Origin of the sequence: Pseudoclavibacter sp. RFBI5, from assembly GCF_002931395.1 — a bacterium.
Lineage (GTDB): Bacteria > Actinomycetota > Actinomycetes > Actinomycetales > Microbacteriaceae > Pseudoclavibacter.
Genome location: NZ_PSYA01000010.1, coordinates 1,498,549 through 1,514,489 on the forward strand (window position 1 = coordinate 1,498,549; position 15,941 = coordinate 1,514,489).

Annotated in this window: 10 protein-coding genes; 6 read left to right on the plus strand and 4 right to left on the minus strand. The window is 67.0% G+C overall.

Features of this window, described 5'->3' with window-relative positions; genetic code table 11:
- Nucleotides 1-49 precede the first annotated feature (49 nt).
- A complete protein-coding gene (locus C5E06_RS13895; RefSeq protein WP_104242696.1) occupies nt 50-3,928 on the minus strand; it encodes a DNA-directed RNA polymerase subunit beta' in 3,879 nt (1,292 codons plus the stop codon).
- Nucleotides 3,929-3,976: 48 nt separating this feature from the next.
- Nucleotides 3,977-7,465, minus strand: a complete 3,489-nt coding sequence (locus C5E06_RS13900) for a DNA-directed RNA polymerase subunit beta (protein WP_104242698.1) — start codon at nt 7,463-7,465, stop codon at nt 3,977-3,979.
- Between the two features lie 439 nt (nt 7,466-7,904).
- On the opposite strand from C5E06_RS13900, the gene C5E06_RS13905 reads away from it, so the two are divergent.
- The 3 genes from C5E06_RS13905 to C5E06_RS13915 all read left to right on the plus strand — a co-directional run bounded on the left by C5E06_RS13905 (nt 7,905) and on the right by C5E06_RS13915 (nt 11,611).
- Entirely contained in the window at nt 7,905-8,192 is a 288-nt protein-coding gene (locus tag C5E06_RS13905) for a DUF1540 domain-containing protein (protein WP_104242700.1), read from the plus strand.
- A gap of 177 nt (nt 8,193-8,369) precedes the next feature.
- Nucleotides 8,370-10,514 (plus strand): lamin tail domain-containing protein, encoded by a 2,145-nt coding sequence (locus tag C5E06_RS13910; protein ID WP_104307194.1) that lies wholly within the window; start codon nt 8,370-8,372, stop codon nt 10,512-10,514.
- A gap of 278 nt (nt 10,515-10,792) precedes the next feature.
- Nucleotides 10,793-11,611 (plus strand): hypothetical protein, encoded by an 819-nt coding sequence (locus C5E06_RS13915; protein WP_104307196.1) that lies wholly within the window; start codon nt 10,793-10,795, stop codon nt 11,609-11,611.
- Nucleotides 11,612-11,687: 76 nt separating this feature from the next.
- Here the strand turns inward: C5E06_RS13915 and C5E06_RS13920 are convergent, their stop codons facing one another.
- Together C5E06_RS13920 and C5E06_RS13925 are read right to left on the minus strand one after the other, a co-directional pair.
- Nucleotides 11,688-13,184: a catalase gene (locus C5E06_RS13920; protein ID WP_104242704.1), complete on the minus strand. Its 1,497-nt coding sequence runs from the start codon at nt 13,182-13,184 to the stop codon at nt 11,688-11,690.
- 53 nt (nt 13,185-13,237) lie between these two features.
- A complete protein-coding gene (locus C5E06_RS13925; protein WP_104242706.1) occupies nt 13,238-13,702 on the minus strand; it encodes a Fur family transcriptional regulator in 465 nt (154 codons plus the stop codon).
- Between the two features lie 84 nt (nt 13,703-13,786).
- Between C5E06_RS13925 and C5E06_RS13930 the strand changes: the two genes are divergently transcribed.
- The 3 genes from C5E06_RS13930 (at nt 13,787) to C5E06_RS13940 (ending at nt 15,827) form a co-directional block, all read left to right on the plus strand.
- A complete protein-coding gene (locus C5E06_RS13930; protein WP_258063889.1) occupies nt 13,787-14,683 on the plus strand; it encodes a spermidine synthase in 897 nt (298 codons plus the stop codon).
- Between the two features lie 86 nt (nt 14,684-14,769).
- Nucleotides 14,770-15,342 (plus strand): hypothetical protein, encoded by a 573-nt coding sequence (locus C5E06_RS13935; RefSeq protein ID WP_104242710.1) that lies wholly within the window; start codon nt 14,770-14,772, stop codon nt 15,340-15,342.
- Between the two features lie 11 nt (nt 15,343-15,353).
- Nucleotides 15,354-15,827, plus strand: a complete 474-nt coding sequence (locus C5E06_RS13940) for a SprT-like domain-containing protein (protein WP_104299441.1) — start codon at nt 15,354-15,356, stop codon at nt 15,825-15,827.
- Nucleotides 15,828-15,941 lie beyond the last annotated feature (114 nt).

The window sequence follows — 15,941 nt, forward strand, 5'->3', positions numbered from 1 at the left end:
GGTGGGGGCGTTCGCGCTGGAGCTGCGTCGAGTCGACGCGAGCGAGTGACTAGCTGAAGTTGGATCCGCCGAAGTCGTCGCTCGAGAAGGCCTCGAAGTCCACGAAGGTGAGGTCGTTCTCGTCGAAGCTGCCCTCGTCGGCACCGAACGGGTACCGCTCGGCGCGAGCCTCGTCGGTCGGCTCGACCGACATCTCGCGGTACTTGGTGAGACCAGTACCGGCCGGGATGAGGCGTCCGATGATGACGTTCTCCTTCAGGCCGACCAGCGGGTCGGTCGTCGCTTCCATGGCGGCCTGCGTGAGCACGCGGGTCGTCTCCTGGAACGAAGCCGCCGAGAGCCACGACTCGGTCGCAAGCGACGCCTTCGTGATTCCCATGACTTCCTGACGGCCGGTCGCGGGCTTGCGGCCAGACATGACGGCTGCGCGGTTGATGGAAGCGAAGCGCTGTCCATCAGCCAGCTCACCCGGCAGCATGTCGGTCTCGCCGTGGTCGATGACCGTGATCTTCCGGAGCATCTGACGAACGATGACCTCGATGTGCTTGTCGTGAATCGGCACACCCTGCGAACGGTAGACGCCCTGCACACCGCTGACGAGGTACTTCTGCACCTCGCGAGCACCCTTGACGCGCAGCACGTCCTTCGGGTCGATGGGACCCTCGTGCAGCTGCTGGCCGTGCTCGACGTGCTGGCCATCCTCGACGAGGAGCTCAGCGCGCTTCAGCACCGGGTAGATGTGCGGCTCGTCGCCGTTGTCCGGGATGAGCACGATCTTGCGCGACTTGTCGGTGTCCTGGATCTCGATGCGACCAGCGGCCTCGGCGAGCGGCGATGCGCCCTTCGGGGTGCGGGCCTCGAAGAGCTCCTGGACACGCGGCAGACCCTGCGTGATGTCACCGGCGCTCGACACACCACCGGAGTGGAAGGTACGCATCGTGAGCTGGGTGCCCGGCTCGCCGATGGACTGTGCCGCGATGATGCCGACCGCCTCGCCGATGTCGACGAGGTTGCCCGTGGCGAGCGAGCGGCCGTAGCACGCCGCGCAGACGCCGACGCTGGACTCGCACGTGAGGACAGAGCGGATCTTGACCTCGGTGATGCCCGCATCCATGAGCTGGTCGATGACGACGTCGCCCATGTCGGTGCCTGCAGCTGCGACGACGTTGCCGTCGGCGTCGACTGCGTCGACCGAGATGCTGCGGGCGTAGACCGCGTTCTCCACGTTGTCGTCGACGACGATCTCGCCGCCATCGGTGATGTGGGCGATCTGGATGTCGAGACCACGTGCGGTGCCGCAGTCGTCCTCACGGATGATGACGTCCTGCGAGACGTCGACGAGTCGACGCGTCAGGTAGCCGGAGTCGGCCGTACGGAGAGCCGTGTCGGCCAGACCCTTGCGGGCACCGTGGGTCGAGATGAAGTACTCGGCAACCGTCAGGCCCTCGCGGTACGAGTGCACGATCGGGCGAGGAATGGTCTCACCCTTCGGGTTGGCGACCAGGCCACGCATACCGGCGATCTGGCGAACCTGCAGCCAGTTTCCGTTTGCACCTGCCGTGACCATGCGGTGGATGGAGTTGGTCGACGGGAAGGCCGCCTGCATCTCGTCGGCGACGAGCGCGGTTGCAGCTTCCCACTTCTTGATGACCTCTTCGCGGTACTCCTGCTCGGAGATCGCGCCCATGACCTGCCACTCGTTGCGCAGCTCGGCGACCTCAGCCTCGGTGCGCTCGACGATCTCGCGCTTCGAGTCGGGCGTCACGAGGTCGCTCAGCGCGATCGAGATGCCCGAGCGGGTCGCCCAGTAGAAGCCGGAGTCCTTGATGCGGTCGAGGGTCTCTGCGACCTCGTCCTTCGAGTACCGCTCAGCGAGGTAGTTGACGACACCGGACAGACGTCCCTTGGTCATCGTGTCCTCGACGTAGGGGTAGTCGGAAGGAAGCAGCTCGTTGAAGCGAGCGCGGCCGAGCGTCGTCTCGACGAGCGCGGTCTCTCCCTGCACGTAGCCCTCTGGAGCCTTGCCCTCTTCGAACGTGATGCCCGTGAGGCGGAGCCTGATGGGCGCGTTCAGGTCGAGCGAGCCCTGGTCGAACGCCATGATCGCCTCGGCCGTGGACGAGAAGACTCGTCCAGCACCCTCGACATCGTCCTGCAGCGTCGTCAGGTGGTACAGACCCGCGACCATGTCCTGCGAAGGCAGGGTGACGGGGCGGCCATCCGACGGCTTGAGGATGTTGTTCGACGCGAGCATGAGCACGCGAGCCTCGGCCTGAGCCTCGACCGACAGGGGCAGGTGGACTGCCATCTGGTCACCGTCGAAGTCGGCGTTGAACGCCGCGCAGACGAGCGGGTGCAGCTGGATCGCCTTGCCCTCGACGAGGAGCGGCTCGAACGCCTGGATGCCCAGACGGTGCAGCGTCGGTGCGCGGTTGAGCAGCACGGGACGCTCGCGGATGACCTCTTCGAGGACGTCCCACACCTCGGGCTTCGCGCGCTCGACGGCGCGCTTGGCTGCCTTGATGTTGGAAGCGTGCTGCAGGTCGATCAGGCGCTTGATGACGTACGGCTTGAACAGCTCGAGCGCCATCTGCTTCGGGAGACCGCACTGGTGCATGCGCAGCTGCGGGCCCACGATGATGACCGAACGGCCCGAGTAGTCGACGCGCTTTCCGAGGAGGTTCTGGCGGAAGCGGCCCTGCTTGCCCTTCAGCATGTCGCTGAGGGACTTGAGAGCGCGGTTGCCGGTGCCCGTGACGGGGCGGCCACGACGACCGTTGTCGAACAGCGCGTCGACCGACTCCTGGAGCATGCGCTTCTCGTTGTTCACGATGATCTCGGGAGCACCGAGGTCGAGCAGGCGGCGGAGGCGGTTGTTGCGGTTGATCACACGACGGTAGAGGTCGTTGAGGTCGCTCGTTGCGAAGCGGCCACCGTCGAGCTGCACCATGGGGCGGAGCTCCGGCGGGATGACCGGGACGACGTCGAGGACCATCGCGGCGGGGCTGTTGCCCGTCGCGAGGAACGACGAGACGACCTTGAGTCGCTTGATGGCACGGATCTTCTTCTGGCCCTTGCCCTCGGCGATCTGCGTGCGCAGGAGCTCGCCTTCGGCCTTGAGGTCGAAGTTCTGCAGGCGCTTCTGGATCGACTCCGCGCCCATGAAGGCCTCGAAGTAGTCGCCGTAGCGGTCGACCAGCTCGTGGAAGTCGGTGTCCTCGGGCTTGAGCTCACCGACCTTCAGGTTCTTGAACGACTCGAAGACGCGCTCGACGCGGGTGATGTCCTCGTCGAACCCCTTGCGGAGCTGACCCATCTCCTTCTCGCCGGCGTCCTTCGTCTTGCGAAGCTGGTCTGCCTTGGCGCCTTCTGCCTCGAGAGCACCGAGCTCCTCCTCGAGCCGCAGCATGCGAGCCGCGATGGCCGCATCCTTCTGGTCGTTGAGGCTCTTGAGCTCAAGACGCATCTCGCTCTCGAGACCGCTGAGGTCGTCGCGACGCCCCTCGGTGTCGACGGAGATGACCATGTACGCGGCGAAGTAGATGACCTTCTCGAGGTCCTTCGGCGCCATGTCGAGGAGGTATCCGAGACGGCTCGGAACGCCCTTGAAGTACCAGATGTGCGTGACGGGCGCTGCGAGCTCGATGTGGCCCATGCGCTCGCGGCGCACAGCCGACTTCGTGACCTCGACGCCGCACCGCTCACAGACGATGCCCTTGAAGCGCACGCGCTTGTACTTGCCGCAGGCGCACTCCCAGTCACGGGAAGGTCCGAAGATCTGTTCGCCGAACAGGCCGTCCTTCTCGGGCTTGAGCGTGCGGTAGTTGATGGTCTCGGGCTTCTTGACCTCGCCGTACGACCACTTGCGAATGTCATCTGCCGTGGCTAGGCCGATGCGCAGTTCATCAAACTTGGTTGCATCCAACAATGCTGTTGTCTCCTTGTGAAGAATGAGTCTTCGTCGTGTCGGGGAGGCTTAGATCTCGTCGACGGACGAGGACTCGAAGCGGCTGGAGATGTTGATGCCGAGTTCTTCGGCGGCCCGGTAGGCCTCGTCGTCGTTGTCGCGGAGGCTCAGTGCTGTTCCGTCTGCCGAGAGGACCTCGACGTTCAGGCACAGCGACTGCATCTCCTTGAGGAGAACCTTGAAGGACTCGGGGATACCCGGCTCCTGAATGTTCTCGCCCTTGACGATGGCCTCGTAGGCCTTGACGCGTCCGACGATGTCGTCGGACTTGATGGTGAGGAGCTCCTGGAGCGTGTACGCGGCACCGTATGCGTACAGCGCCCACACCTCCATCTCACCGAAGCGCTGTCCACCGAACTGCGCCTTACCACCGAGTGGCTGCTGCGTGATCATCGAGTACGGACCCGTCGAACGCGCGTGGATCTTGTCATCCACGAGGTGGTGCAGCTTCAGGATGTACATGTAGCCGACGGAGATCGGGTCTGGGAAGGGCTCTCCGGAGCGGCCGTCGAACAGGACGGTCTTTCCGGTCGAGTTGATGAGGCGGTCGCCGTCGCGCGTCTTGAGCGTCGAGTCGAGGAGGCCCGTGAGCTCTTCCTCGGTCGCGCCGTCGAAGACTGGGGTTGCGAGCTTGACGCCCGGCGTTCCCTCGTAGGCCTCGGGAACGAGGTTCTTCGCCCACTCGGGCTCGCCCTCGATCTTCCAGCCGGTCTTCGCAACCCAGCCGAGGTGCGTCTCGAGCACCTGACCGAAGTTCATGCGCTTCGGGATGCCGAGCGGGTTGAGCACGATGTCGAGCGGAGTTCCATCGGCGAGGAACGGCATGTCCTCTTCCGGCAGGATCTTCGCGATGACGCCCTTGTTGCCGTGGCGGCCAGCGAGCTTGTCGCCCTCGGTGATCTTGCGCTCCTGGGCGATGTACACGACAACGCGCTGGTTGACGCCCGAGCCGAGCTCGTCGTCGCCCTCCTCGGAGTCGAAGACCTTCACCTGGATGATCGTGCCGGCTTCACCGTGAGGAACCTTGAGCGAGGTGTCGCGCACTTCGCGGCTCTTCTCGTTGAAGATCGCGCGGAGGAGTCGCTCTTCTGCGCTGAGCTCGGTCTCGCCCTTCGGCGTGACCTTGCCGACGAGGATGTCGCCAGGCTGGACCTCTGCACCGATGCGGATGATGCCGCGCTCGTCGAGGTCCTTCAGGAGCTCGGGCGAGACGTTGGGCAGGTCGCGGGTGATCTCTTCCTTGCCGAGCTTGGTGTCGCGAGCGTCGACCTCGTACTCCTCGATGTGGATCGAGGAGAGCGTGTCGTTCTTCACCAGGTTCTGGCTGAGGATCATGGCGTCCTCGAAGTTGTGGCCTTCCCACGGCATGAAGCCGACGAGGAGGTTCTTGCCGAGCGCGAGCTCGCCGTTCTCCGTCGCGGGTCCATCCGCGATGACCATTCCCTCTTCGACGCGCTCGCCGGCCGAGACGACAACACGGTGGTTGTAGCAGGTGCCGTGGTTCGAGCGGTCGAACTTGCGGAGGAAGTAGGACTCGGTTCCACCCTCGTCGAGCTGCAGGACGACGTGGTCGGCCGAGACCGACTGCACGACACCTGCGCGGTTCGCCGTGATGACGTCACCGGCGTCGATGGCCGCGAAGCCCTCCATACCGGTTCCGACGACAGGGCTCTCGCTGCGAACGAGCGGGACGGCCTGACGCTGCATGTTGGCGCCCATGAGGGCGCGGTTCGCGTCGTCGTGCTCGAGGAACGGGATGAGGCTCGTCGCGACCGACACCATCTGGCGCGGCGAGACGTCCATGTAGTTGACCTCGCCGGCTGGGACGAGCTCGACCTCGCCGCCCTTGCGTCGGACGAGAACCTCGTCCTCGACGAAGTGGCCGTCTGCCCCGATGGGAGCGTTGGCCTGCGCGACGACGTACTCGTCTTCCTCGGACGCGGTCAGGTAGTCGACCTGCTCCGTGACCTTGGTCTCGACGACACGGCGGTACGGCGTCTCGATGAAGCCGAACGCGTTGATGCGCGCGAACGTCGCCAGCGAGCCGATGAGGCCGATGTTCGGGCCTTCAGGCGTCTCGATGGGGCACATGCGTCCGTAGTGGGACGGGTGGACGTCACGGACCTCGACGCCGGCACGCTCACGCGAGAGACCGCCGGGCCCGAGGGCCGAGAGGCGACGCTTGTGCGTGAGACCCGCGAGCGGGTTGTTCTGGTCCATGAACTGCGAGAGCTGGGACGTTCCGAAGAACTCCTTGATCGCAGCGACGACGGGGCGCACGTTGATCAGGGTTTGCGGCGTGATCGCCTCGATCTCCTGCGTCGTCATGCGCTCGCGGACGACGCGCTCCATGCGGCTGAGGCCCGTGCGGACCTGCGACTGGATGAGCTCGCCGACGGCGCGGATGCGACGGTTGCCGAAGTGGTCGATGTCGTCGACGTCGAGGCGGATGTCTGCCGGCTCGCCGCCGCGCTTGCCATCGAACTTCTCGTCACCGGCGTGCAGCGCGACGAGGTACTTGATCGTCGAGACGATGTCCTCGACGGTCAGGACCGACTCGCTGATCGCGGACTCGATGCCGAGCTTGCGGTTGATCTTGTAGCGACCGACCTTCGCGAGGTCGTAGCGCTTCGAGTTGAAGTAGAAGTTGTCGAGGAGCGCACGCGCGGCTTCCGTCGCGACCTGCTCGCCCGGACGCAGCTTGCGGTAGATGTCCTTGAGGGCATCTTCCTTGGTGCGGATGTCGTCCTTCTCGAGCGTGAGCTCGATGGACTCGTATCCGGCGAACTGCTCGCGGATCTCCTCCGTCGTGAGGCCGAGGGCCTTCATGAAGACGGTGACCGACTGCTTGCGCTTGCGGTCGATGCGAACGGCGACCTGGTCGCGCTTGTCGATCTCGAACTCGAGCCAGGCTCCGCGGCTCGGGATGATGCGGGCCGAGAAGACGTCCTTGTCGCTGGTCTTCTCGGGGGTGCGCTCGAAGTAGACGCCCGGGCTGCGGACGAGCTGCGAGACGACGACACGCTCGGTGCCGTTGATGATGAACGTTCCCTTGCTCGTCATGAGCGGGAAGTCGCCCATGAAGACCGTCTGGGTCTTGATCTCGAGCGTCTGGTGGTTCATGAACTCGGCCTCGACGTACAGAGGCGCGGAGTACGTCTTGCCGCGCTCCTTGCACTCCTCGAGGGAGTACTTCTCGGGCTCGAGGTACGGGTTGGTGAAGCTCAGCTGCATCGTCTCGCCGAGGTCCTCGATGGGCGAGATCTCTTCGAAGATCTCGTCGAGGCCCGAACGGAGAGCGACGTCGGTGCGGCCTTCAGCCTGCGCCTGAGCGAGGCGCTGCTTCCAGGCGTCGTTGCCGACGAGCCAGTCGAAGGATTCGGTTTGCAGGGCGAGAAGATCTGGGACATCGAGTGTGTCGCTGATCTTCGCGAATGAGAGTCGGCGTGCATTCCGACCGGTCGTAGGCGTCGGAGATGCGTTGCGCGCAGCAGCCAAGGAAGTTCCCTCCACGATCCCGCGGATTCCGCGAGATGCCAGTAGTGTCGTCGGTGAGGTTCCGCCACGTTTCACGATGTACAAGGCGTGCCCATCGCCAACGGACGCAGTCGATGAAGACCCGCGAAGAAGTTGGTGAGAGAAGCACTGCCAGGCCGACCGCAATATGAAGGCATGGTGAGACGAAGCGCAAACATCGAGTGTATGCGCCGTTTGGTGGTATGTCTACCCCGACCTTGCCTCAATCTGGATTCTCAGGTATAACGCGCTGTCCGACGACGTTCGTTCGCCTCCGAACTCTCCCACCCGAGGCAGGCAAGGCTCCGCTCAGCAAGGGGACCCTGGCCTTATCAGAAAGGTGCCGCAGAGTCCAGTGTCGGCTTGAGTACCGGCCTCTCCGGCTCCTACCGTGGGAGCAACCCAACATCGGAGGCACACCATGACACTGCTCGATCTCCCCAACGTCAGCACCTGTTCAGTTGCCGGCTGCTCGTTCAACCACGACGGCTGCCACGCTCCCGCGGTGACCATCGACGGCCACGAGGGCTGCGCCACGTTCATCCCGCTGGACCGCAAGGGCGGCCTCGACAAGGTCATCGCCGGCGTCGGCGCCTGCCAGTCCACCGACTGCCGCTTCAACAAGGACCTCACCTGCACCGCTCCTGCGATCCGCGTGGGCGCGCAGGGCAGCGATGCCGCCGACTGCCTCACCTACGAAGCCGCCTGACCGCGCCATAGTTCACCTCGAAGCGCCGACCTCCGCACGGAGGCCGGCGCTTCGGCGTTCTCCTGCCGTTCAGGTGCCAGCTACCGCGACGGCACCCGCTCCCGCTTCCATGGGCGAGGCGCTGTCGCTCGCCCCGAGCGCACTTCGCTTCATTCCCGAGCGCAGAGGAGCGCGTGCGTGCAAGCACAACGAATCACCCTGGCGGCCTTCGTCGCCGCCATCATCGGCGGAGGTGCGGCCCTGGCAGTTCCCATGTCGGCGAACGCGGCCACCACCCCCGCACCTCACCCGACCGGCGTCGTCATCAACGAGGTCGAATCCTCCGGTGGCGAGCCGGGCGACTGGGTCGAGCTCTTCAACCCGGGCATCGGCGCCATCGACCTGAGCGGCTACGTCTTCACCGACAACTCCCCAGAGGACGCCACGCACCGCTACACGCTGGCGGACGGCACGACCCTGCAGCCCGGCGACTACCTCGTCATCGACGAGGCCGACTTCGCCTTCGGCCTGGGCGGCGGCGACAGCGCCATGCTCTTCGCGCCGGACGGGACCACGCTCGTGGACGAGCACTCCTGGACCCAGCACGCGGCGACCAGCTACGGCCGCTCCCCGAACGGCACCGGCGTCTTCACGGAGACCTCGGAGCCCACCAAGGGAGCCGAGAACCTCTTCGCCGGTGTCGCCCCCACCTCCCCCGTGGTCATCAACGAGGTCGAGTCGAACGGCGGCACCCCCGGAGACTGGGTCGAGGTCTACAACCGCAGCGCAGAGACGGTGGACATCTCCGGCTGGACGATCGTGGACGACAACGCGGACCACACGCCTGCGCCCGCTCCCGCATCCACCGTGCTCGCGCCCGGCGAGTTCTACGTCTACGAGGAGAGCAGCCTCGGCTTTGGGCTGGGCAGCGGGGACAGCGCCACGCTCGCCGACTCCGCCGGAACGATCCTCGACTCGACCACCTGGATCGACCACGCCGATGTCAGCTGGGCCCGCTGCGCCGACGGCGACGGCGACTTCCGCGCGACGACGGCATCGACCAAGGGCGCACTGAACACATGCTCCGACGTGCCCGTCGAGACGCCAGCTCCCACGGCTCCCGCGCCCGAGCCCTGGACGGGCTCCCCCGAGGTGGCTCCCATCGCGAGCGACGTCATGCTCGGCGAGGACATGTCCGGCCTCGAGTACCAGTACTCCGCAGAAGGCAGCACGCTCTGGGCTGTCGACAACGGCACGGGCGGACTGTACCGCTTCGACGTCGCGGTCGACGGCGGCGTCACCCCGGCGGCCGGCTGGGAGGAGCCCAAGCGGGTTCGCTTCCAGGCGGATGCGGGCAACCCCGCTGCTGCGGGCCCGGACGCCGAGGGCGTGACGGTCTCGGCCGCGCACCCCGAGTCGGTCTACATCGGCTCGGAGCGCGACAACTCGGACAAGGCGACGAACGAGAACACGATCCTCAAGGTCGACCTCGTCGACGCGAGCGGTCCCGACGTGGTCGCGGCCGCCGAGTGGGACCTCACCTCCAGCCTGCCGCAGGTCGGTGCCAACACGGGCATCGAGGCCATCGAGTGGGTCGCGGGCAGCGAGCTGGAGGGGCGCCTGCTCGATGAGCGCACGGGAGCGCCATACGACGCCGCGAACTACCCGGGCGCGGACGGCCTGTTCTTCGTCGCCGTCGAGGAGACCGCCGGGGTGTACGTCTACGCGCTCTTCGATGACGGGACCGCCGCCCGCGTCGCGACGCTCGAGTCGGGCCTGGGCGGCGTCATGGCCCTCGACTACGACGAGTCGACGCAAACCCTGTGGGGCATGTGCGACAACGGGTGCGGCGGAACGAGCGCGCTCTTCCAGTTCGGTGCGGCAGACGGCTCCGCCGGCTACTCCGTGACGCACGTCGCACGCCCGGCCGGCCTGCCGGACACCAACAACGAGGGCTTCGCGATCGCTGCGAACGAGACCTGCCTCGACGGCACCCGTGCTGCGTACTGGCTCGAGGACGGGGTGCAGTCGGACGCCCTCAAGCAGGGCGCCCTCGCGTGCGCCCCGCTCGCGACGCCCGACCACACGGAGACTGCTGGCCCCACGGAGACGCCTATCACCACGGAGACGCCCGTCACCACGGAGGCCCCGAGCACCACGACGACGCCAGGCACGGCCACGGGCTCGGACGGCGCTTCGACCGGCGGAAGCGGCGCGAAGGGCCAGGAAGGTGGCACGACGCTCGCGACGACGGGCACAGAGGATCTCGTCATCGCCACGCTGACCGCCCTCGCGGCACTCGCGCTCGGAGCCCTGGCGCTCGCACGCCGCCGCGACGCGTAGCGGCGGCTCGACGAGCACCGCATTCGTCGCAGTGAGGGCAGTGGGGGCAGTGGCATTCGTGCCGCTGCCCCCACTGCCCTCGCGACGCTCGCTGCCACGCTCATCGCCAGGAACGCGCGTGCGCAGACACGGCCGCGGATGCGGGGAGTACTCCCCCGCATGCACGCCGGATGGTCCTGTTCCGTTAGCGTGTCTTCCAGCAGATCGGCTCCGTCGGGTCGCGAGGAAGCGACCCGCTGGCCTCGGACGCGCCAAGCCCCGCATCGAAGGAGACCCCCGTGAAGAAGCTCATGCGCTCGTCGGCGCTCGCGCTCACCGCCCTCTTCCTCCTCTCGGGATGCGCCCTCGTCAACCAGGCGACGGGCGGCCAGCCCCCTGAGGTCGAGGCGACCTCCACCTCCTCGGCGGAGACACCCTCGGGACCAGGCGAGCCACCGTCGGCCACATCCTCCGGCTCCGCGGCCTTCGCCGTCACCTACTCGTGCAGGATGGCCGACTCACGGAGCTTCACCGAAGCACCCTCCGATCTCGCGGAGATCTGGGCGCTCGGCGATGACGTGACGCGCTGCACAGGCAAGTCCAACGGTGGGACGACCTTCACGGAGACCGAGCAGAAGGCGCTCGATGCCCTCGGGCAGGCCGCCACCGATGACGCCAAGGAGGAGGCGGGCACCGACGACGTCCGTCTTGCGGACGTCTACGCGCTCTGCGCGACCCCCGGCTTCTACTTCGCGGTCTCGCCAGGCATCTCCAACGATGAGCAGGCATCGCAGATCGCGGCCGCGCTCATCCTGTGCCCAGATCACCCTGATGCAGACCCGACCAAGACCTCGCTCAGCACCTATGAGGCGAACGTGAAGGCAGGCATCGACGGCACGCGATTCAACGATGGCGTCTGGAAGGTCGGCAGCGACATCAAGCCGGGCACGTACAAGCCGGAGATGCCGAGCGACACCTGCCGCTGGTTCCGCTACGACGCCAAGGGCGAGTGGATCGAGTCGTCCTACGACAAGCCCCAGGCAGAGATCGTCGTGACGATCGACGCGAGCGACAGCACCTTCGAGTCCCGCAACTGCGGATACTGGCGAGCATCCTGACCCTCGGCTCCATCACGAAAGGCGTGCCCCCTCGAGAAGCTCTCGAGGGGGCACGCCTGTCTCTGCGGGTCAGTGGCTAGTGGCCGACGCCCACGGGTGCCGGGTCGGTGTCCACGGCGTTCGCCTCGACGGCAGCGCGGATGCGCGCACCCGTCTCGGCGTCGATGTTCGTCCAATACTGGAAGGCGTTCGAGCGGACGGGCTCGACAACCGTCTCGAGGGCTCCCGCCACGGTCTCCACGAGGCGGTCACGCTGCTCCGGCGAGTAGACCTCGCGGATGAGCGTGCCGGCCTGCGAGAAGTCGTCGTCGTCCTGGCGGAGCGTGTACGCGCTGCGCACGAGATCGCCGTCGGTCTCCCACGAGTTCTCGACCGGGCCCGTCTGGTCCGCGTAGGGGCGACCGAACGAGTTCGGCGCGTAGACGGGAGCCGCACCGGAGTGCGACACCGTCATGTTGCCGTCGAACGTGTACGAGTTCGTCGCGTTCTTCGGCCGGTTCACGTCGAGCTGCTGGTAGTTGGTGCCGATGCGCGCCCGCTGCGCATCCGGGTACGCGAAGACGCGGCCGAGGAGCATCTTGTCCGGCGAGATGCCGGTTCCCGGCACCTGGTTCGACGGGGAGAACGCAGCCTGCTCGATCTGCGCGAAGAAGTTCTCCGGGTTGCGGTTCAACTCGAGCGTTCCGACCGGGATGAGCGGGTAGTCGGCGTGCGGCCACACCTTCGTCAGGTCGAAGGGGTTGATGCGGTACGTCTTGGCCTCCTCGAAGGGCATGACCTGCACGCTCAGCTTCCAGCGTGGGAAGTCCTTGCGGCCGATCGCGTCGAAGAGATCGCGGCGGTGGAACTCGGCGTCCGAGCCGGCGAGCTTCTCCGCCTCATCGTTCGAGAGCACCTCGACGCCCTGCTCGGAGATGAAGTGGTACTTCACCCAGAAGCGCTCGCCTGCCGCGTTGATCCACGCGTAGGTGTGCGAGCCGTAGCCGTTCATGTGCCGCCAGGACTGCGGGAGTCCGCGGTCTCCCATGAGGTAGGTCACCTGGTGGGCGGTCTCCGGGTTGAGGGTCCAGAAGTCCCACTGCATGCTGTTGTCGCGGAGTCCGGAGTCAGGGAGGCGCTTCTGCGAGCGGATGAAGTGCGGGAACTTCATCGGGTCGCGGAGGAAGAAGACCGGCGTGTTGTTGCCGACGATGTCGAGGTTGCCCTCACTCGTGTAGAAGCGAAGCGAGAAGCCACGAACGTCGCGCCACGTGTCAGGGGAGCCTTGCTCGCCGGCGACGGTCGAGAAGCGGAGGAGTGTCTCGCTCTCGGCGCCCTGCTGGAAGACGGCGGCACGCGTGTACTGCGACACGTCTTCCGTCGCCGTGAACGTGCCGAACGCGCCGGCACCCTTGGCGTGCGGGTTGCGCTCCGGGGTGCGCTCGCGGTTGAAGCTCGCGAGCGTCTCGACGAGGCGCACGTCGTGGAGCATCAGGGGGCCGTCTGCTCCGGCGCTGAGGGAGTTGCGGTCGCTCTCGGTGGGCGAGCCGTTGGTCTCGGTCGATGGGACTGTCGGGTCGATGTACTCAGTCATAAACGCTCCTTGTCGGATTCATCTGGGCTGTGGACTGGGAAGGGGATCTGGGGTCAGGGCGTCGCGCAGTCGGCGCAGACACCCCGATACACGACTTCCGCCGTGTGCACCGCGAAGCCGCTCGGCGAAGCCGGAACGAGGCACGGCGCCTCGCCGACGGCGCAGTCGATGTCCTCGATGCGGCCGCATTCGTCGCAGACGGCGTGATGGTGGTTGTCGCCGATACGGGTCTCGAACCGGGCCGCGGTGCGCGGCGCGTCGAAGCGGCGCACGAGGCCGGTGCGGCCGAGGTCGTCGAGGATTCCGTAGACGGCCTGCAGGGTGAGCGAGCCGAGCTCGGCGCGCTGGGGGGTCGCCGCGGCGAAGATTCGCTCCGCGGACGAGTGCGGGCTGGCGTCGAGCAGCTCGAGCACCGCGACCCGCTGACGGGTGACACGAAGACCGGCCCGGCGCAGCGAGGTCCGCCAGAACGCGGCGTCCCGCCGCTCTCTGCTCGCGTGCTCGATGCTGGTGGTCATGAGACCATCGTGGCCCTTCTTTTGAATGATTCCAAACAAGGTCACCCTTGCTCGAAATCCGCGTGTCTCTGCTTGACTTGCCAGGTGTCGCCAGCCAGCAGCAAGACCCCAAGCAGTGCAATCCCCGCGACGAGCGTGACGCTCGACTCCGGAGCTCAGGCGCGGTTCTCGCGCGACGGAGAGGAGTGGACCCTCATCGTCGACGGCACCCCGCAGTCCGCGGTCAATCCGCTCGACCCCAGGGAGCTCTCCTTCGGCTACATCCGGCACATGGGCTACGTCCTCGACCTCGCGTTCCCCGAGGCAGAGGCGATCACCGCCCTCCACCTCGGCGCCGGAGCACTCACGATCCCGCGCTACGTCGACGCCACGCGGCCGCGCTCGAGGCAGCAGGTCGTCGAGCTCGAGCGGTCCCTGGTCGACTTCGTGCGCGAGGTCGTTCCGCTTCCCGCCGGCGCGAGCATCCGCATCCGCTACGGGGATGCACGAGAGCAGCTCGGCAGACTCCCCCGGGGGCTCCTCGGCTCGGTCGATGCGATCGTCGTCGACATCTTCTCCGGCGCACAGACGCCGGCGCATGTGACGAGCGTCGAGTTCTTCGCCGAACTCGAGCCGTTCCTGCGCCCGGACGGCATCGTGCTCGTCAACATCGCCGACGGCCACGATCTCGCCTTCGCGCGGGCCGAGGTCGCGACCCTGATCGAGGTATTCGGCGAGGTCGCGCTCGTCGGCGACCCTGCAATGCTGAAGGGCCGCCGCTTCGGGAACATCGCCGCGGTCGCCTCCCGCTCGCCGGAAGCGCTCTCGCTGCCCGGCCTCGAGAGGCGCGTCGCATCTGGCTTCCCGCCAGCCGTCGTCGTGCGCGGGAAGGCGGTTCGCGAGTTCGTGCGCGGCACGGAGGCCGCGCGCGATGCCTCCGCGACGGCGTCTCCACTGCCCGGGAAGAGCGTCTTCCGCGAGCGCAGGCAGGGCGGCTGGTAGTCGGGAGCAGAAGGCCGACCGACCGGCTCTCCACAACGCGGCGAGGGATGCGCCCATTCCGTCACGGCTGCGGCTAACCTGCTGGGGTGTCAGACGCTCCCATCATCCTCGGCTACGACCCGGAGACCCTCCGCGAGCGCATCGACATCGACGCCGCGGAGGCTCGCCTGGCGGAGATCGCCGTGCTTCGGTCCCTCTCCGCGCTCAACGAGAAGGTCGCGCTGCTGCGCATGCTCGGTCGGCTCGACGAGGCGTTCGACACCGCACAGACCGCCTACCGGCAGTCCCGGTTCACGGGAGCCCGCGAGGATGCCCTCGCCGCTCGCATCCGCAAGGCTCAGGTCCAGCAGTTCCAGGGCAAGCACGACGTCGCGCTGCAGGACCTGAACAACTGCGTCGACGAGGCCCTCACCCACGAATGGGACGAGCTCGCGGCCTTCGCCCTGCAGCATCGAGGCAAAGTGCGCTTCGAGCAGCGCGAGTACACCGACGCGCTCGTCGACTTCGAGCGCGCGCACGAGCTTCGCCTTGCGAGGGGCGTCGCGGCCGACCAGCTGCAGTCCTCGAAGTTCGCGATCCGCGTCACCCGCGCGATCCTCGAGGGCGACGAGGAGCCCTCCTCGGAGCTGAGCGAGCCGATCACCTCGATCGACTCCTAGGGGCGGGGCCCGTGGCCGACCTGGCCAAGGTGCGAGTCTGGGCGGAAGCGCTCATCCGCATGCACCTCGACGAGAGCTGGAGCTTCGGCTTCGATCACGCGAAGAAGCGCGCTGGCGCCTGCAACTTCCGAGACAGGCGCATCACCGTCTCCCGCTACCTCTCGGCCCGCTACGACGACGACACGGTGCACCAGACGCTGCTGCACGAGGTCGCCCACGCCGTCGCCGGGCACAAGGCGGGACACGGCCCCGAATGGAAGCGCATCGCCGACGAGCTCGGCTACGTCGGCGGTCGCACGCACGACGGCGAAGTGGCGACCGAGTTCGCGAAGTGGGTCGGGGTCTGCCCCAATGGGCACGAGGTCCTGAGGTTCCGCCGCCCGACGCGCGGCAGGCTCGTCTCCTGCCTCCGGTGCGCACCTTCCTTCGACCGGCGGTACCTCATCCAGTGGCGGGAGCGCTCGGAGGCTGAGCGACGGGGCTGAATCCCGGGTCTGAACCCCGGTGCGGAGATGTGCGCGCTGGCAGGCAGGCCAGGCAGCACGGAGGCTCGCTCACTAGCGTTGCTTCCCCAGCCCTCCACTCCCGCACGGAGGGGC

Bases quoted from the DNA above. Each gene is read 5' to 3' on its own strand.
- C5E06_RS13920 (WP_104242704.1), bottom strand. From the start codon at position 13,184: ATGACTGAGTACATCGACCCGACAGTCCCATCGACCGAGACCAACGGC.
- C5E06_RS13925 (WP_104242706.1), bottom strand. From the start codon at position 13,702: ATGACCACCAGCATCGAGCACGCGAGCAGAGAGCGGCGGGACGCCGCG.
- C5E06_RS13905 (WP_104242700.1), top strand. From the start codon at position 7,905: ATGACACTGCTCGATCTCCCCAACGTCAGCACCTGTTCAGTTGCCGGC.